The organism is Bacillus sp. N12A5, assembly GCF_026790125.1.
Classification (GTDB): domain Bacteria; phylum Bacillota; class Bacilli; order Bacillales; family Bacillaceae; genus Bacillus.
On record NZ_JALAMR010000007.1, the window covers coordinates 183,224 to 201,116 of the forward strand.

Annotated in this window: 14 protein-coding genes and 3 pseudogenes; 6 read left to right on the forward strand and 11 right to left on the reverse strand. The window is 45.0% G+C overall.

What is annotated here, in order from left to right; translation table 11 throughout:
- The first annotated feature begins 221 nt into the window (after positions 1-221).
- Positions 222-1,205 carry an amidohydrolase family protein gene (locus MOC09_RS08920; protein ID WP_268361466.1) on the forward strand — a complete coding sequence of 328 codons (984 nt, stop codon included), beginning with the start codon at positions 222-224 and terminating at the stop codon, positions 1,203-1,205.
- 57 nt (positions 1,206-1,262) lie between these two features.
- Here the strand turns inward: MOC09_RS08920 and MOC09_RS08925 are convergent, their stop codons facing one another.
- From MOC09_RS08925 to MOC09_RS08960, 8 genes are all read right to left on the reverse strand, one after another.
- Entirely contained in the window at positions 1,263-2,111 is an 849-nt protein-coding gene (locus MOC09_RS08925) for an NmrA family NAD(P)-binding protein (protein WP_419901009.1), read from the reverse strand.
- Complete coding sequence (locus MOC09_RS08930) at positions 2,108-2,551, reverse strand: nuclear transport factor 2 family protein (RefSeq protein ID WP_268361467.1); 444 nt, start codon at positions 2,549-2,551, stop codon at positions 2,108-2,110. Before MOC09_RS08930 ends, MOC09_RS08925 begins: the two co-directional genes overlap by 4 nt.
- Before the next feature lie 79 nt (positions 2,552-2,630).
- A complete protein-coding gene (locus MOC09_RS08935) occupies positions 2,631-3,215 on the reverse strand; it encodes a TetR/AcrR family transcriptional regulator (RefSeq protein WP_268370262.1) in 585 nt (194 codons plus the stop codon).
- 109 nt (positions 3,216-3,324) lie between these two features.
- Positions 3,325-3,711 (reverse strand): spore coat protein, encoded by a 387-nt coding sequence (locus tag MOC09_RS08940; RefSeq protein WP_268361479.1) that lies wholly within the window; start codon positions 3,709-3,711, stop codon positions 3,325-3,327.
- A gap of 124 nt (positions 3,712-3,835) precedes the next feature.
- Complete coding sequence (locus tag MOC09_RS08945) at positions 3,836-4,555, reverse strand: YebC/PmpR family DNA-binding transcriptional regulator (protein ID WP_003233863.1); 720 nt, start codon at positions 4,553-4,555, stop codon at positions 3,836-3,838.
- Positions 4,556-4,716: 161 nt separating this feature from the next.
- Positions 4,717-4,896 carry a phosphatase RapH inhibitor gene (locus MOC09_RS08950; RefSeq protein WP_268361470.1) on the reverse strand — a complete coding sequence of 60 codons (180 nt, stop codon included), beginning with the start codon at positions 4,894-4,896 and terminating at the stop codon, positions 4,717-4,719.
- Positions 4,886-6,028: a tetratricopeptide repeat protein gene (locus MOC09_RS08955; protein ID WP_268370263.1), complete on the reverse strand. Its 1,143-nt coding sequence runs from the start codon at positions 6,026-6,028 to the stop codon at positions 4,886-4,888. Before MOC09_RS08955 ends, MOC09_RS08950 begins: the two co-directional genes overlap by 11 nt.
- A 162-nt stretch (positions 6,029-6,190) precedes the next feature.
- The gene (locus tag MOC09_RS08960; RefSeq protein ID WP_268370265.1) at positions 6,191-7,204 is read right to left on the reverse strand and encodes a hypothetical protein; all 1,014 of its coding nucleotides are present in this window, start codon (positions 7,202-7,204) and stop codon (positions 6,191-6,193) included.
- A gap of 210 nt (positions 7,205-7,414) precedes the next feature.
- Here MOC09_RS08960 and yeeF point away from each other — a divergent pair, with 210 nt between their 5' ends.
- The 4 genes and pseudogenes from yeeF (at position 7,415) to MOC09_RS08980 (ending at position 10,979) form a co-directional block, all read left to right on the forward strand.
- Positions 7,415-9,424 (forward strand): LXG family T7SS effector deoxyribonuclease toxin YeeF, encoded by a 2,010-nt coding sequence (yeeF, locus tag MOC09_RS08965; RefSeq protein ID WP_268370267.1) that lies wholly within the window; start codon positions 7,415-7,417, stop codon positions 9,422-9,424.
- A 4-nt stretch (positions 9,425-9,428) separates the two neighbouring features.
- Positions 9,429-9,908 (forward strand): antitoxin YezG family protein, encoded by a 480-nt coding sequence (locus MOC09_RS08970; RefSeq protein ID WP_268370268.1) that lies wholly within the window; start codon positions 9,429-9,431, stop codon positions 9,906-9,908.
- Positions 9,909-10,007: 99 nt separating this feature from the next.
- Positions 10,008-10,455, forward strand: a pseudogene (locus MOC09_RS08975) (TIGR01741 family protein).
- Between the two features lie 36 nt (positions 10,456-10,491).
- Positions 10,492-10,979: pseudogene (locus MOC09_RS08980) on the forward strand (immunity protein YezG family protein).
- 69 nt (positions 10,980-11,048) lie between these two features.
- Here the strand turns inward: MOC09_RS08980 and rlmD are convergent.
- From rlmD to srfP, 3 genes are all read right to left on the reverse strand, one after another.
- Complete coding sequence (gene rlmD, locus MOC09_RS08985; RefSeq protein ID WP_268370270.1) at positions 11,049-12,434, reverse strand: 23S rRNA (uracil(1939)-C(5))-methyltransferase RlmD; 1,386 nt, start codon at positions 12,432-12,434, stop codon at positions 11,049-11,051.
- Between the two features lie 57 nt (positions 12,435-12,491).
- Positions 12,492-13,403, reverse strand: coding sequence for a diacylglycerol kinase (locus tag MOC09_RS08990; RefSeq protein WP_003219448.1), 912 nt, complete (start codon positions 13,401-13,403; stop codon positions 12,492-12,494).
- Positions 13,404-13,725: 322 nt separating this feature from the next.
- A complete protein-coding gene (srfP, locus tag MOC09_RS08995; protein WP_268370273.1) occupies positions 13,726-16,884 on the reverse strand; it encodes a surfactin resistance protein SrfP in 3,159 nt (1,052 codons plus the stop codon).
- 131 nt (positions 16,885-17,015) lie between these two features.
- On the opposite strand from srfP, the pseudogene MOC09_RS09000 reads away from it, so the two are divergent.
- A pseudogene (locus tag MOC09_RS09000) lies at positions 17,016-17,883 on the forward strand (TetR/AcrR family transcriptional regulator); the annotation flags it as partial.
- Positions 17,884-17,893: the final 10 nt, after the last annotated feature.

Consider the following 17,893-nt stretch of genomic DNA (forward strand, 5'->3'; position numbering starts at 1 on the left):
ATTTTCTTCTGGACAAATCATCCTCAGATGTCTACTTCTGCACATTTGAGCGTTCTCTGTTTATTGACCTTTTTCCAAAATCTACTGTACCATGAACGTACATCTTGTACATGATGTAAAGTAATGAACATTATGTTCAATAATTAATTAAACGAAGCTTCGTCGCGTATATTGAGTGCACTCCATCTGAACTCATCAGCATATAGAGAGGAGTCTTTGACATGAATGGAAAAATCGCATTAGAAGAGCATTGGGAATCTCCTGATTTTTCGGCTACAGGAAGCCACAATTTTACTGACGATGAATATTTCAGCGCTGTCCAAAAACGATTGCAGGAATTCGAGAAACGGATTGAAGACATGGATCGAAGCGGCATTCAAACCTCAATTCTCTCATTGACACAGCCTGGTATTGAAGGTATCACAGATCCTGACAGAGCTGTGAAACTCGCAAGGCAAATGAACGATCACGCTGCGGAATTCTTCGTTTCTAAGCATCCTGACCGCTTTAAAGCATTTGCGGCAGTTCCGCTTCAAGATCCTGAAGAAGCCGCGAAGGAACTTGAACGGGCCGTAAACGAGCTCGGCTTTGTAGGTGCCTTGGTCAACGGCTACAGCAACATCGGGGACGAAAACACCGCTCAATATTTGGACGAGCCCCAGGTGCGCCCTTTCTGGGAAAAAGCCGCACAGCTGCAGGTTCCCGTCTATCTGCATCCGCGTATCCCGCTGCCGCATCAGCAGCGCATCTATGAAGGCTACGAGGGCCTCCTCGGTTCAGCGTGGGGCTTTGGTTTTGAAACAGCAACACATGCCATCCGCCTGATGCTCAGCGGCCTTTTCGACGAATACCCTGATTTGACTGTCATCCTCGGCCACTTAGGGGAGGGCCTGCCGTTTACATTGCCGCGGGTTGAACACAGGCTCCGCCATCAGCGTCCTGAAACCCACGGCAGCCATAAGAAAGCGCCAACTGAATACCTCCGCAAAAACTTTTATCTCACAACAAGCGGCGTGTTCAGAACCCAGGCTTTAATTGATACATTGCTGGAGGTCGGCTCAGACCGCATCCTATTCTCTGTCGACTATCCGTACGAAACGATGGAAGAAATCTCTTCTTGGTTTGACCAATGTCCAATCAGTGAAACAGACCGATACAAAATCGGCACTGAAAATGCGGCTAAGCTTTTTCAATTCAATAAATAAAAAGAAGACCTTCGGCATCGCCGAAGGTCTTTCTAGATCAATCAGTCCAAAATAAGGTCAGCGTTTCCAGTATGCAGCATGAGCGGCCGCAAACTCAGTCAGCGAACGGGGTTCTTTTCCCGTCACACGCTTCACTGTATCTGTTACCCGATGTTCCGCACCATGGCTGATTGCTTCATCAAGCTCCGCCATAAAATGGGCATAATCCGCAGGCAAACCTCCTGCCTCCATTTTATGCTGCAGCTCGGAACGAGAAATGCTGACGTGCTCCACCCGGCGTCCCGCCGCAGCTCCGATGATCTCCGCCGCTTCGGCATAGCTCAGCGCCTCGGGACCTGTCAGAATATGATGTGTTTGATGAGGAACATCATCAATCAAAGCCCTGACGGCTGTTTCTGCGATGTCATCAGCATCAATAAACCCAAGTTTTCCTTCACCCGAAGCCGTTATGATGCGCCCCTCGGTTTGAATAGACATGCGATGCTGGACATTGATGAAGTTTTGCATAAAGTAAGAAGGGCGGAGCACCGTCCATTCAGGAAAATCGCGTACTGCCTGATGAAGCTCACCAAACACATGGCCATCCTCAGGGACAACAGACGCACTTTGCATCACGACACGCTTTGCACCGAGACGCTTTGCCTCCTTTAAAAAGGGAAGCACATAAGGGGCCGGGTCAAGCTCACCAACCGGGGCAACAAGATAGATCTGTTTTATCTGTTCCAAAGCTGGCGTGAAACTGGAGACGTCTTTCCAATCAAAATACACATATTCAGCATCAGCAAGCTCACCCTTTTTCCGGCTTGCAATCCGCACCCTGTACCCGAGATCTATTAAACGGCTGGCGATTCGGCTTCCGACTGTGCCGGTCCCGCCAGTGATTAAAATTGGCTGCTGTTTCATCATTTTCCACTCTCCCCTGTTTGCAAAAATGATCCCCCAAACGCCTCTTGTACAACAAGCGGATTCCAATAATCCTTGTAACGCATTATGCGGCCATCATTTGTTTCGATGACACTGATATAGCTTTGGCGATAAGGCAGCCCGGTCTTAATCACATGGCCGTCACATTGAAACTCCGCAATCACCGTATTCGAGTCTGCTGAACGGTACACTGTCGGAGTGGTAAATGAAGAAAGATGGATCTGCTTAGGATAATCCTTAATATAGTTGTAAATGGCCGCTTTTCCTTCTATTCTTTTTGGTGATCCCTCCGGCGCATAAGGAAACTCAAATACAGCATTCTCATCCCAAAGCTCCATCCAGCTCTTCATGTCCTTCTCAAGCATATACGCCATGAACTTTTTCAATGTGCCACATGCCTTTTCAAATTCAGTCGTCAGCATTTATCATCACCTCATGATTTGTTTTTAGACCGTTCAGTCCGAAAAATGCATACATGGGCAAAGAATCCTTTACCACATGTTAATCAAGCACTGATAAACTTACGTCAACATGGTCCTGAAGCCGGTCCATATCAGCCGTCACTTTGGCGACAAACGTCAGAGACAGCCTGCTCTGATTCAAATACCGGGCAAGCGCCAATATATCATTGTCTTCGCCAGTCAATTCTCCTTGTTCCCTCGCTCTTAAAAGTGCTTGATAAAAAGCGTCCTCAAGCTGCTTCGACTGTCCCTCAAAATACCGGGCAAGCTCAGGGTCATGCGGGATTTGTTCAATCGCGCTGTTTATGATGTAGCACGCCTTCGCACGTTCCGGATCTCTCAGGGCATTGACACCCACCTGAAAAATATCACGAATGGCTTCCTTTACCGATCCTAGCGCTTCAAGCCTTTCCATAACAGCAGTGTTTTTCCCGTCAAGATACGATTTCACAGCGGACAAAAACAAATCACGCTTCGTGCCATACGTATCATACAAGCTCTGGCGCGCAATGCCTAAATAAGAGAGCAGATCCTGAAGAGACGTTCCTTCGTAGCCATACTCTCCAAAAACCTCTATCGCTCTGTGAAGAACAAGGGCCGTATCAAATTCTTTATTCCTCCCCAAAAGACGATCACCTCCTGAAACAAATGTTACCAGTTTCCAGACTGATCAGTCAAGAAAGAAGATAAAAAAACACTCTTGAGCTGCAAGAGTGCCTCTTTTTATAATCTCTTTATTTATAGCCGTCTTGTCCCCAATGGCCCATATGGTGGTGATGGTGGCCATAATTACCGTCGTGATGATGATGATCTTTTCCATCATGATGATGGTGATAATAGTGATGATGCCCAACATTCTCATGATGCATGCCGTAGCTCGGATCACCTCCAGTTCCCGGATACCCAGCATATCCGCCGCTCGGATAACCGCCATAGCCCCCGTGTGCGCCATAGCCCGGAAACCCGCTGGCTCCTCCATACATGCCGTGTCCCGGGTAGCCTGCATCTGGCATACCGTATCCCGGATAGCCTGCACCTTGCATGCCATATCCCTGATGGCCAATACCACAGCCCGGATAACCAAAACCGGGTCCGCCATACATATGTCTAATATCAGTCATATTCATCCACTCTCTCCTTCGCATAGGTTACAGTCCAGAGTATGAGAGGATCTTATAGATCGTATGGGCGGCCGCCTAAACCAGCTAAAAAGAAAAAAGCAGACCATGACAGTCTGCTCACTTCTTATTCACCTAAATCAACGTTATGATACACCTGCTGAACATCTTCCAAATCCTCTAATGCATCAATCAATTTTTCAAACTGTTCCTTCGCATCATCCGGAAGCGTTACTTCGCTTTGCGCAAGCATGGTCAGCTCCGCTACAGTAAATTCCTCAACGCCCGCGTTTTTAAACGCCTCCTGCACCGCATGGAATTGATCAGGCTCAGCATATACGATCACGCTGTCATCCTCCTCTAAAATGTCACGGACGTCGACATCCGCTTCCATCAGGATTTCAAGCGCTTCATCAGCTGTTTTGCCTTCTACACCGATTACAGCCGTTGCGTCAAACATGTAAGCAACAGATCCGCTCACACCCATGTTTCCGCCGTTTTTCCCGAACGCCGCCCGCACTTCCGGCGCCGTGCGGTTTACATTATTCGTCAACGCATCAACGATAATCATTGATCCGTTCGGCCCGAAGCCCTCATAACGAAGCTCATCGTAATTCTCTTCCGCTCCGCCCTTCGCCTTCTCGATCGCACGTTCAATGATATTTTTCGGCACGCTGTAAGTCTTCGCGCGCTCAAGCACAACCTTCAGCGCCTGGTTGGATTCCGGATCAGGCTCGCCCTGCTTCGCCGCCACATAAATCTCACGGCCAAACTTCGCATAAATCCGACTCGTATTCGCGTCCTTAGACGCCTTCTTCTCTTTAATATTGTTCCACTTACGGCCCATGATGCTCCACTCTCTTTCATATATATCAATCTGTATATTGTGATTCACTTTATCCATTATACCTCAAATGGTTTGGTTGTTTCGAGTGTCTTGCGTTAGAAATAGAAGGAATGCCGCAGAGTTAAAGGCCATCCAGCTTCCGTAAAGCAAGAAAAAAAGCCCTAGCTAAGGGCTTTTTTCTCCTGATCACTCATGAGATGATGAGAGGAATGATCGAGATACGTCGTGTTTCGATCTGTTGATTCCTTAAATCCGCCGGACTTTGTCAGGAATGGAAACGACATGCTTCCGAAAACTAGCGTAACAGCAAGGCACATCATCACTTTTTTCTTAATAAGCATATAAACACTCTCCTTTTAACATATCTTCCTGGGCTTTCAACACTTTCCGATAAAACGCAGCAGCGTGCTCAAAACGACAGCGGCTTTCAAAAACTGCGGCAGCGCTGCGGGCACATGCCTCAATGTAAGCGTACAGATTCTTTTTTTCGAAATAGGCTAGCATTTCAAGGATTTTGGTTTCATCAGCTCTCTCTTTGTAGACGGCCTGCAAGAACAGATACAATTCTTTATAAAGTTTGTGAGAACCCGCATTTGGATATGTTCCCATATGTTCTAATCCTTCCTCTATGAACTGAAACGCCTTTTGTGTTTGGCCTGCTTTACATAATGTCCAGCTTAATCCAAACAAGACGTTCGGAAGCAAATCAGGAACTTTCTCTCTGCTTACCTTCGCCGCTTTTTGGAAATGTTCTACAGCCTTATGATCGTCTCCTGATCTGTCATAGCTGTTCGCGATGTTCAACAGAGAAATGGCGATAAACCGGTCATTTTGAATGTCCATGGCCAATTCCAGCGCCTTTTCTAAATGCGGGAGCGCTTTATCATAATGTTTGAAATCATCATAGTTGCCGGCGATCACAAACAAGCTTTGTATGGTTCTAATGCTGTATAGGGGATGGTTTTGATAAATGTCTAAGGCTTGAAGAATATGATGCATCGACACATGGGTTTGCTTCATGTGATAATACGCTTCTGCCACTTTAAAATGGAATTCCGCTTTCTCAATTTCATCTGACACAAACGGCAGTTCTTTCTCCGCCTCGCGATAATACCCGATCGCTTCCACATATTCTTTCTGATCAAATTCATACATGCCGCGGAAAAACAAAGAGTAGTATTTCAAAAGGCCTGTGAGTTTTTTCTGAGGAGTTTCAATCGTTTCCAAAAGCTCTGTCACTGTAGGGCGATTCCCGTATGTTTGTCCCGGCTCCAAATAATCCAGCATCAGCTGGTGCCGAAAACACATCAGAGAATAATAGATCAGCAAATCCTGGTCCTCTTCCATCTGCTGAATGTCCTGCTCCACCTCCGCTTTCAGAACCTCAGCATCCGGAACACTGAACTGGCGAATCATTTTATACCATTCATTAATCTTAACACCTACACGCGAAGACGGTATGGCTTGACTCAACGGCTTCCCTCCTTCTCTATGAGATATGTCATATTCTATCAATCCCAAATTTTGAAAACAATACGGAAGGAAGAAATTGTTTTTTCATCCTGTCAATTTGTTTTTTTTCGCAAAAAAGACCCTTTACGCAAGGGTCCATGTCAATCTTATTTCATATAGTATTCACTTATTGTCAACCACAACAAAATCCTGAACCTTCACCCGTTCCTCAGGCAAATCAAACTGATAAAGCATCTTCTTAGAATGGATATCAAACACACCTACATACCCGCCGATGCCCTTTTTATGCTCTTCCTGGGCGACAATATACAATAGATTCCCCTTAAACTCCGCTTCCATATAAGGGAAATTCAAATTATATGAATGAAAAGAAAATTCCTTCCCATACTCCAGCAAGTTCGCCTCCCCCTCTTTGTCTTCGTACGTCACGTAAAAACTGCCGCTTTCTCTGTCATAGTATACGGTATCAGCGTATTCAAGATCATCAGGATACGGAATATATGTCGTTTTCCATGTCCCTTTTTCAATCACAGTCAATTTATGATCCGAGCTCGCGACAATAAATTCCTCCGATTCTGCGAATTGATCAGCGTATGAGGCTAAACTCAGGGTCTTAATGATTTCCTCTGTTTTTCTGTCAATCACGTAAATAGCCATGCCTTGAATGATATAAATATAGTTCTCATCACTGGCCCCCATCGTGACAAGCGAAGGCAAGGCAAGGCTATATTCCTTTTTCGTTTTTCTGTCGTTTATGTGGATCTCATTTCCCGTCGTATCAACATTATAGGCCTTAACAGACACATCCTTCCCCTCATACCAAAACGCAAATGGATCTGACAGCGGATGCTCTCTGATCGCATCCTTCTCCAGCGTGTAGTAAAAAGGCTCGTGTTCCGCCAATAATACAAGGCCTGTGGATTTGTATGACTTCATTTGAATATAAGGAACATCCGCCACCTTGAATGTACGCCTGTTAAACCGTTCGCCTGTTGAGGTTGAGAGCAACGTGCTTTCTTTTATGAGAGGATTGGAGTAAATAAAGAAGATGCGGTCTTCTTCGGGGTGGATAGCGGAAGATTGGACAGGAATACTGTCTTTATTGCGTAACTGAACAAACAGTATGATGCATACCATTAACCCTAATAAACCAAATGTAATCCATTTTTTCTTCATCACCATGCTCCTTAAAAAATAATATAGAATACAAACTTCCCAACAATGTGTAGCGACAATACATTTCGACCATGTTTCTGCCAATCCCTCCACGAATAAAGACACATGCCAAATGACTCATTTTTCCACCAAAACACGTTCTCACCCCCACCCCCATCCCGCCCCGTGGTAAAATTTTGATATTGAGCGAACAAAAGAAGGGAAATGGTCATGAAAGTATTTGAAGCGAAAACACTGCTTTCGGAAGCGACAGACCGTGCAAAAGAGTACAAAGAACTAAGAACGCAAATGGTAAATTTGAGAAAAGCATTAAAAAGCGTCGCTGATCTCAGTGACAGCGAATTCTCAGGAAAAGGCGCCAGCAACATCAAAGCCTTCTACCACGACCACATCGGCGTCACCGACCAATGGATCGACTACATCGACATGAAAATCGCATTTTTCAACAGCATCGCCGGAGCCGCCGAGGACAAAGGCCTCTCTGACGCATACATCGAAGAATCCTTCCTGGAGCATGAACTGGAAAATGCGCACAAAAAATCGAAATCCATCATGTCTGAACAGAAAAAAGCGATGAAAGATATCTTAAACGATATCGACGACATCCTCCCGCTCGACTTGTTTTCAACAGAAACCTTCAAAGACGAGCTGGCTGATGCCAACGACAAACGCAAAAAAACACTGAAAAATTTGGACGCCTTGGACGAAGACCTGGAGACAGAATACGCCCTGTCAGAACCAAACGAACAATTCATTAAGTCCGACTTCCAAAAGCTCCAAGAAGCAACGGGCAAAGGCAAAAACGCAACACCCATCCACTACAACGCAAAAGCGTACCGTGAGAGTGACATACATAAGAAAAAAGGCGACATTGAAAAGCGGACTGAGGCTTACTTGAAGATTAAGAAAGAGGAAGCGAAGGAACGCGAGATTGAAAAATTAAAAGAAAGACTGAAAAACTACGATTATGCGGATGCCGATGAATTCTACGAAATGGCAAAAACGATCGGCTATGAAAATCTGACAGCAGAACAACAGAGATACTTCACCCAAATCGAAAACACGCGTGAACTTGAAGCAGGCTTCAAAGGGGTTGCCGTCGGCCTTTATGATTCCGGTAAAGACGCGGTCGTAGGACTATGGGATATGGTCACAGATCCGGGCGGAACTGTTGAAGCCATTACAGGGGCTGTGGCTCACCCGATCAAAACGTATGAAGCCATTTCAGCGGCAATTGAAGAATCATACCAAAAAGACATGGTAAATGGTGACACCTACTCAAGAGCAAGATGGGTGTCATATGCGGTTGGCACTGTTGTCACATCAATTGTCGGCACAAAAGGCGTAGGAGCCGTCTCTAAAACAGGCACAGCTGCCAAAGTGACGGCCAAAGTCAAAACAGCAGCAAGCAAATCTGCAACAGCCCAAAAAGCCATAACAGTCTCAAAACAAACCGTTGATCACATCAAACAAAAAGTAAACACAGGCATTGAAGTATCAAAAAAACACGTCAAAACCATGTTAAATCAAATCGGAGATCTCACACTTGCGGATATTCTCCCTTATCATCCCCGTCACGATTTAGTGCCGGCAGGCGTTCCTTACAACGCAGTCAACGGGGTCACGCTTAAAGAAGGACTGCAAAAATTCGCCAAGGTCATGCTTCCGAAACCGTACGGAACGTCATCAAGCGGAAGACGAACTCCAGCGCCACATGTTCCGCCGGTAACCGTCAAATACGGCGAGCATTTCGCAAGATGGAGCAGAAAGAAAGTACTGAAGCCTAATATCATCTACAAAACAAAAGAAGGCTACACGTACACGACTGACAACTATGGTAGAATTACAAGTGTCAAAGCAGACTTGCAGCTGGGAGAAGCAAAACGAAACCAATATGCACAGACGAATGCTGGAAAGCCCCAAGACCGAAAGCCTGACGATGACGGAGGCCATTTAATCGCCACCCAATTCAAAGGCTCAGGCCAGTTCGACAATATCGTGCCGATGAATTCTCAGATTAATAGGAGCGGTGGGAAATGGTATGAGATGGAGCAGGAGTGGGCAAAGGCTCTTAAAGAAGAACCTCCCGAAACAGTTAGTGTGCAAATAGAAAATGTATATCAAGGCGATTCATTGAGACCAACTTTATTTAAAGTAAAGTATAAAGTTGGTGACGGCAGATATAAAAATATGACAATAAGAAACCAAGCAGGAGGTTGATATTATGGAGACAGAAAAAATGGGCCAATTATATCAAAAAATAGCAGAACAAATTAATGAAATGATTCCAGCAGAATGGAATAAAGTTGCTCTATACGCAGAGATTTTAGACGATTCTAGAGAAGTATACTTTTTCTTTAACACAAAAAATAGTGAAGAGTTCATTTATTCGCATGACATTCCGGAACATTATCAAGTAAGTGAACAAATTTATGATGACCTGTTAATCGAACTACAAGATTTATTTGATGAACTAAGAGATGAATGGAAAGCGAATAACTCAGATGTCTGGACTAACCTTACACTCAAGCTAGAGCATACCGGAAAGTTTTCAATTGACTATAATTATGATGATGTTATTGCTTCAGATCTAAACGGTACTCAACGTCAAATAGTTTGGGAATATAAACATTTAGGTTTGGCTCCTACTGGTAAGAAAAACAGGGAGTTCTTGGAACACTATCTCAATTCGGAAGAAGAATAAGCAATGGTCAAAAATAGTTCAGCTCTTCACTGCTGGGCTATTTTTTATAACTAGGAGGATTTCTCGACGACTGAGGTGAAAAGATTGGAAACTAAAAAAATGCAAGATTTGTATCAGCTTATTGGACAGAAATTAAATGACATCATACCTTGTGAATGGACAAAAATTTATCTTTATGCAGAAGTATTAGATGACTCTTCTATGGTTCTCTTTCACTTCAAGACACCAGAAAAACATCAACTTATTTATTCACAAGATATACCTGACCAATACAACGTAAGTATAGATGTCTTCGAAACTTTATTTTAAGGAATTAAGAATTGAGCACAAAAAGAATAATGATCAGGTTTGGTAGACTAAACTTACATTAACATTGGAGAGCAATGGTCAATTCCAACTTGATTATAATGATGATGATATTTTGGTATCTGAGCTAGAGGGGTATCAAAGAATTGCATTATGGGAGTACAAAATTCTTGGTGTTTTGCCTGAAGACGAGGATGATAAAGAATTTTTAATTAGCTACCTGAATCAAAATTTGAAATAGTTCTTGAAAACTGGAGGTTAGCATGGAAACAGAAAAATGGGTGAATTATATCAACAAATAGCGAAGCATTAACGAAATCATTCCTTCCGAATGGGAAAAAGTCATTCTTTATGCAGAAATAATCGACGATTCTTCTGTTCAATCCTCCGCAAAGTGAGGATTATATATATTCAAATAATATTCCTGAACAATTTCGTGTTAGTGAGGATGTTTATGATGAATTATTATCACAATTACTTGACTCATTTTAGAAATTACGAGATGAGTTCACAGAAAATAACCAGGATGTCTTGACCAACTATCAACTTAACACTTCAGCTAGAGATGAATGGAAAATTCTCAATAAAATACGATTATGAGAATGTTTCCAATCTCAATACACAATATCTCAGCGGAAAGCAATTTGGGTTTATGAACACTTAGAAACCCACCCTAAGAGAAACTCGATAAAAACTTTTTTAGAACAGTACTATAGTCTAAAAATTGATTTTAAATACACGGACTCCATTCTAAATTATAGGTAACCCAAAAGTATTGTTTTTAAAAAACTTTGTTTCCATTAACAACCAAAAAAGGCAACACCCCCCCAAGGGTTAGTTACCTTCTCTAAGTTCAAGCACAGCCACACACTCCACATGATTCGTATGCGGAAACATATCCACAGGCTGCACTTCGCGCGTCGCATACCCGCCATCCTCAAGCACCCGCAGGTCTCTCGCAAGCGTCCCAGGATTACAGGACACGTACACCACCCGCTTCGGTTTCATCTCCACAATCGTCCGCAGGAGGGCTTCGTCGCAGCCTTTTCTTGGCGGGTCTACAACTAGCGTATCGGCCGTGATGCCTTCTTCATACCATTTTGGAATCACGGTTTCCGCTTCACCGACCGCGAACTCTGCGTTTGTGATGCCGTTGAGCTCGGCGTTGCGTTTCGCATCCTCAATTGCCTCCGGTACAATTTCTACTCCGTACACTTTTTTCGCTTGCTTTGCCAGGAAGAGAGAAATCGTTCCGATGCCGCAGTAGGCGTCGATGACGGTTTCTTCCCCTTGAAGCTCTGCGTACTCCAGCGCTTTGTCGTAGAGCACTTTTGTTTGCTCCGGGTTGACCTGATAAAACGATCTGGCGGAGATGGCGAATTTGACGTCTCCGATGAGGTCGTAGATGTATTCTTCGCCCCAGATGACGTTTGTTTCGTTCCCGAAGATGACGTTTGTTTTGTTCGGGTTGATGTTTTGCACGATGGATTTGACGTGCGGGAATTGCGCTGTGATGTCTTCGATGATCTTCGCTTTGTGCGGGAAGTCGATTGTTCTTGTGATGAAGACGATCATCATTTCACCTGTAACCACGCCGTATCTGACCATGATATGGCGGAGCCAGCCTTTGTGGCGTTCTTCGTTGTACGCTTTGACACCGTATTTGGCGCATATGTCTTTGACGGCTTGAACGGCTTCGTCGTTTTTGGATTGCTGGATCAGGCAGGCGCTCATGTCGATGATGTCATGGCTTCTTTGCTGATAGAATCCGGCGACGAGTCCGCCTTCCCGTTCTCCTACCGGCACCTGCGCCTTGTTTCTGTAATTCCACGGGTCTTCCATGCCGAGAGTCGGGTGCACGGTGACGTTTGACAGGTCCAGCTTGCCGATCCGTTCTAAGACGTCTTTGACTTGTTTCTGTTTAAACAAGAGCTGGCCTTCGTAGGTCATGTGCTGAAGCTGGCAGCCTCCGCATTGTTTGTAAATCGGACACGGGGCGTTGGTTCTGTGCGGGCTCTCTTCCTTCAGCTCAATCAGGCGGCCGAAGGCGAAGCCTTTTTTGACACGTGTGACTTTGATTTGGGCTTTTTCCTCCGGCAGGGCGTTCGGCACGAAGATCGGGAAGCCTTGGACCTTTGCGACGCCCGCTCCTTCATGTGTCAAATCCTCAAATGTCACATCGTAGTATTCGTTTTTTTCTACTGGGGGTTTCATTTTCAACTATAATCACCTCTAGTTTTAAGCGAAAGAAAAACTTGGCCTGTACAAGCCAAGTTTTTAGTCATCCAGCTGTTCCGCTTTCTCCTTCGGCATGACGACGTGAATGTGTCGATACAGATTCACGAATTCGCCCGGCAGCATGCCGCCGTACTCGCCGTCCAGGTTCAGCTGCATCTTTTCTGATACATTGACTTTCACGCGGTTCGCTTTTGTATAAATAATGTGCTGGTCGTTGATGTGTTCGCCGCGGAGCGCCATCGTGGCGACCCTGATAAATTCAGCAAGGTTTGCTTTCTTTAGTATCATCAAATCAAACATGCCGTCATTCAAACTGGAATCCGGCGCGAGCTTTTCGAACCCGCCGACGGAGTTTGTCAACGTGACCAAAAACAGCATGATTTCACCTTGAAACAGCTTGCCGTCATATTCAATCTCGACTTCTGTCGGACGAAGTGAAGGCAGCATTTCCATTCCCTTTAAATAATAAGCAAGCTGGCCGAGCATCGTTTTGAGTTTGCTTGGCACATCGTACGTCAGCTCCGTCAGACGGCCTCCGCCGGCGATATTGATAAAATACTGGCCGTTCACCTGTCCGATATCAATCGGGCGGGCAACGCCGTTAATGACCGTATCTGCCGCTTTTAAAATATCCTCGCGCGGAATATTGAGCGCTCTGGCGAAGTCGTTCGTTGTGCCGACAGGAATCACACCGAGTGTCGGACGGTTGTCTAAAGGCGCAAGCCCGTTGACGACCTCGTTGATCGTTCCGTCTCCGCCCGCTGCAACGATCAAGTCAAACTCACGCAATGCCGCTTCCTTGGCGGCGTGCGTTGCGTCTCCTGCGCATGTCGTGGCATGGGTGGAGGTTTCATAGCCGGCTTGTTCAAATTTTTGCAGGACCTGGGCAAGATGCTTTTTAAAGATCTCCCGTCCTGAAGTCGGATTGTATATTATGCGTGCACGTTTCATTATCTCATCATCCTACTTAAGAGTATCCGATCCATTTTTACACTAACAACCTTTAATTATACTATGAGTTAAAAAAATCGCAACAAAATGTACATAATCTTACAGGTGAAAACGCACAAAAGCTCAAAACTGATTCTTGTTTTGAGCTTTTGTCATCCTTAACATTCTTTCAGCTTGATTGAAAACCTTTGTAGTCTAGGAAGGGGGAGCATTGGAGCGGAGCGAATGTAGAATTCGTGAGCACCGACGCGCAGACCTGACAACGAATGCGAGGGTTTTTCAACAAGCTGAAAGCCTCAGCAGAGCTGAGGCTTTTTGTTTTTTACTCTTCTTCTGTTCCCGGTTTTTTCTTGCGGAACTTCGCCAATACTTCATATACGATTGGCACGATCAGGAGCGTCAGAAGCGTTGAACTGATTAAACCGCCGATAACCGTTACGCCGAGTCCTTTTGAAATGACCTGGCTTCCGCCTTCGAAGCCGAGTGCTAATGGAATCAAGGCGCCGATTGTCGCAATGGCTGTCATCAGGATCGGACGGAGACGTGTAGAGCCGGCTTCCAGGAGTGCTTCTCTCGTAGACAGTCCTTCCGCTTCCTTATGGATGACGCGGTCAATTAAGACAATCGCATTCGTGACAACGATACCGATCAGCATGAGCATACCGATCATTGCGTTCAGACTGATCGTTTCACCTGATACATAAAGTCCAACCAGGGCACCGATGACCGTGAACGGCAATGAGAACAGGATCGCAAATGGCGCTAGTGCCCCGCCGAATGTAATGACGAGCACGAGGTAAACGATCGCTATTGCTGCCAGCATCGCTAAACCAAGCTTCGTGAAGGAATCAGCGATATCTGCTGATACGCCGCCTGTGTCAATCGATACGTTATCAGGCAGGTCAAGCTTATCGATTTTCTTCTGAACATCAACTGATACAGCTGTCACGTTGTCAGATGTCACTTCACCTGTGACATCCGCATAGACTTTTCCGTCACGTTTTGACACAGTATCAGATGTTGATCCTTCTTTTACTTTGGCCACATCGCCGATTTTGACTTCCTGGCCAGTCGCAGAAGTGATCTTTTTGTTCTCTAAATCTTTGACACTCTTATACTCGTCTTTTTCTGTCTTAATGTTCACATCAAGCTCTTTGCCGTCTTTTTTCACGGTTGTGAGCGGTTCTTGTGATGTTTGTGACATTAAGGCTTGAGAAATTTGAGACGCAGTTAAACCGAGCTTGCTTAACTTTTCTTGGTCAGCGACAAATGTGTACTCATCATATGTGCTGGAAAGGCCTGAGTTTACATTTTTCAGATCCTTTTCATCTTTCATGATTTTTTCAATGTCTTTGACCGTGTCTTTAATGTCGTTTTCAGAATCGCCATACACATAGTATGTTAATTCGTTGTTATTGCCTGAAGAGCTGAAGTCCTGTGACTTCCATTCTCCGCGGTCAGATTGCTTTTGGATTTCCTTCAGCACGTTGTCTTTTTCTTTATCAAAATCAGGCGTGTCGCTTTCATATTTGATATAGAATAACGCACCGTTTGAATCTCCCCCGGCAAGCGGGCTGCCAGAGCCTAAGGAATACTGAACTGTATCGACATGCTTGCGGTCAAGCAGGATTTTTTCCGCTTTTTCAGCTTCAGCTTCGGCTTCTTTTTTCGTTTCACCCGGTTCTGGGCTGTATGTGAGCTGCATCGTTTTCTCTTCCTCGGACGGCAGGTAGCTGGCACCGATTAACGGCACGAGGAACAAGCTTCCAAGGAGCATCAGAACAGCGACGATAGACGTGATCCACTTGTGGCTCAGCGCCCAGTTCAATACTTTTTTATAGATATTTGCAAGTCTGCCAGGTTTATGTTCTTTCGCTTTGACCGGCGCGCCCGATAATGATTTTTTGAACAGGCTGTGTGCGAGCATCGGCACAAGCGTGATCGAAATCAACAGGGATGCGGCAAGCGCAAATACGATCGTTAAGGCAAATGGAATAAATAATTCACCGATTTGTCCGCCTACAAGTGCGAGCGGCAGGAATACCGCAATTGTCACAATCGTTGATGACATGATCGGTTTAAACATTTCCTTCGTCGCTTCACGAACCAAGGCTTTTCCGCGGAGCGGCTCATCTTTGAGTCTCATGCGGCGGTAAATGTTCTCGATCACAACGATGGAATCATCGACCACACGTCCGATGGCCACGGTCATTGCCCCGAGCGTCATGATATTCAATGTGATATCAAGCTGCTGCAGCACAAGGAGTGCGATCAGCAATGATAATGGGATTGAAACTACCGAAATTAATGTTGATTTGATATCTCTTAAGAATAAGAGAATAATCACAATCGCAAAAATCGCGCCGAAAATGGCTTTGCTTAACATCGTGTCAACTGACTGTGTGATCGGCTCTGCCATATCGAGAGTTGCACTGTAGTCGAAGCCTTTATGGTCTTCTTTAAACTTCTTCAGTTCAGCTTTGACATCGTCAGCCACCTCTACCGTATTCGCATCGTTTGCTTTGACGATGTTAATGCCGATGCTGTCTTTGCCATTTGTGCGTGAAACAGATTCAGCTTTTTTCACATCTTTTATTGTGGCAATATCAGAAAGCTTAACCGTCGGCACACCTGTGCTTGCACTTTGCTGCGCCTGTGCTGCCGCTTGCGCGCTTTGGGCTGCTTGTGCACTCTGCGCCGCCGCTTGAGATGCCGCACCGCTGCCTGCACTTGAAGCAGATGCCGTCGGGATTCTCATATTCTTCAAATCTTTAATTGTTTCAATATCGCCGCTGACGACGACAGATTTTTCTTCATTTCCGAATGTGTACAATCCAAGCGGAGTTGTCACATCTGAACCTTGAATCACTTGCTTGACTGTATCTTCATCAAGGCCGTATTCTTTCAGTTTGTCTTCTTTGAAAGAGAATTCAACCTCTTCCACCTGCTGGCCTGAAACTTGGACTGAAGCAACGCCTTCTATGCCTTCAAGCTTAGAAACGAGGCTGTCTTCCACTTGTTTTGTCAGCTCTTGCAGATTCTCTTTATCACTGGACACGCTAAGCGTCAGAATCGGGAAGGAATTCAAGCTGTAGCGTGAAATCTCCGGATCCTTCGCGTCCTCAGGCAGGCTGACGTTTTCTAATGCTTCAGCCGCTTCTGTTTTCGCTTTGTCCATATCTTTCTCATAGTCATATTCAATCATGACCGACGATGCATTTTCATAGGACGTCGACGTCACAACGCTGACTCCGTCCAAATTCTGCACCGCTTGTTCAACCGGTTTGGTCACCTCATCAGCCACTTGGCTTGGCGTCGCGCCCGGATATGTCGTGCTGATCGTCAAGTAAGGCATATTCACATCAGGAATGGATTCTTGCTTCATATTCATACCCGCATACAAGCCGGCTGCCGTTACAATAATCGTCATCAGCCATACGGCGAATTTGTTTTTCAGAACGAAATTAATAACGTGATTCATCATATCCTCCATTACAATTTTTATTGACTGACTGGTCATTCTATATAATACTAAACGTTATAACGCAACAACGTCAACTCATATACCAGAAAATTTTACTAAATTTTTCAAGGATTAAGGGGAAGCACGTCATGAATGAAAAAAAAGAGAGAATCATAAAAACCAGCATTCATTTATTTGCGAAAAAAGGATTCGCTGCTACGACGATCCAGGAAATCGCCAGTGAATGCGGCATCTCCAAGGGCGCTTTTTATTTGCACTTTAAATCGAAGGAAGCGCTGCTGTTATCTGCTTGTGAATATTACATTGGCATGTCTATGACAAAAATGAAGAAGATAGAAGAAGATCTCGCCGGAAAACCGCCTAAGGAAGTATTGAAAAAGCAAATTGGCGCTCAATTTAATGATTTCCGTGATCATAAAGATTTTATCGTTCTTTTGCTTACCGAAAATATCATTCCGGAAAATCAAGAAATCAAGCAATACTTTTACAAAGTAACCATGGAGACGGATAAACTGTACCGGAACGCCTTGCTGGCGTCCTATGGCGAAGGAATCGAGCGGTACGTCGCAGACCTCTCCATCATGGCAAGAGGCATTGTGCATTCCTATATGAATGTGATGGTTTTTAACGGAGAGCTCAACATCGATGCAGAAGAGATCTCGGCCTTTATCATTGAGAGACTGGATGATCTTGTACAGGGGCTGAGCCGTTCATCCCTCAATCCGATTGTGCCTAAAGACATTTTCAGCCCGATGCCTGCGGGGAAAGACCAGCTGCTTAAGGACATTCAGAAAGTGAAAGAAAACAGCACGCTTACTGAGGATATCATCGTGTCGCTGGATGTCATTGAGGAAGAACTGACTCAGGATAAACCGCGCAAGCCGATTATTAAAGGCATGCTCTCGAATTTAACCGGAACCAATGACGAAAAAATTGAAAAGCTTCGGGCTCTGATTTCTGTCTTTATCTCAATTTAACCAAAAAAAGCAGCCGCTGCGGGCTGCTT

Bases quoted from the DNA above. Each gene is read 5' to 3' on its own strand.
- MOC09_RS08920 (WP_268361466.1), top strand. From the start codon at position 222: ATGAATGGAAAAATCGCATTAGAAGAGCATTGGGAATCTCCTGATTTT.
- MOC09_RS08970 (WP_268370268.1), top strand. From the start codon at position 9,429: ATGGAGACAGAAAAAATGGGCCAATTATATCAAAAAATAGCAGAACAA.
- MOC09_RS08960 (WP_268370265.1), bottom strand. From the start codon at position 7,204: ATGAAGAAAAAATGGATTACATTTGGTTTATTAGGGTTAATGGTATGC.
- MOC09_RS08945 (WP_003233863.1), bottom strand. From the start codon at position 4,555: ATGGGCCGTAAGTGGAACAATATTAAAGAGAAGAAGGCGTCTAAGGAC.
- MOC09_RS08950 (WP_268361470.1), bottom strand. From the start codon at position 4,896: ATGCTTATTAAGAAAAAAGTGATGATGTGCCTTGCTGTTACGCTAGTT.
- MOC09_RS08930 (WP_268361467.1), bottom strand. From the start codon at position 2,551: ATGCTGACGACTGAATTTGAAAAGGCATGTGGCACATTGAAAAAGTTC.
- MOC09_RS08925 (WP_419901009.1), bottom strand. From the start codon at position 2,111: ATGATGAAACAGCAGCCAATTTTAATCACTGGCGGGACCGGCACAGTC.
- MOC09_RS08990 (WP_003219448.1), bottom strand. From the start codon at position 13,403: ATGAAACGTGCACGCATAATATACAATCCGACTTCAGGACGGGAGATC.
- yeeF (WP_268370267.1), top strand. From the start codon at position 7,415: ATGAAAGTATTTGAAGCGAAAACACTGCTTTCGGAAGCGACAGACCGT.
- srfP (WP_268370273.1), bottom strand. From the start codon at position 16,884: ATGAATCACGTTATTAATTTCGTTCTGAAAAACAAATTCGCCGTATGG.
- MOC09_RS08940 (WP_268361479.1), bottom strand. From the start codon at position 3,711: ATGACTGATATTAGACATATGTATGGCGGACCCGGTTTTGGTTATCCG.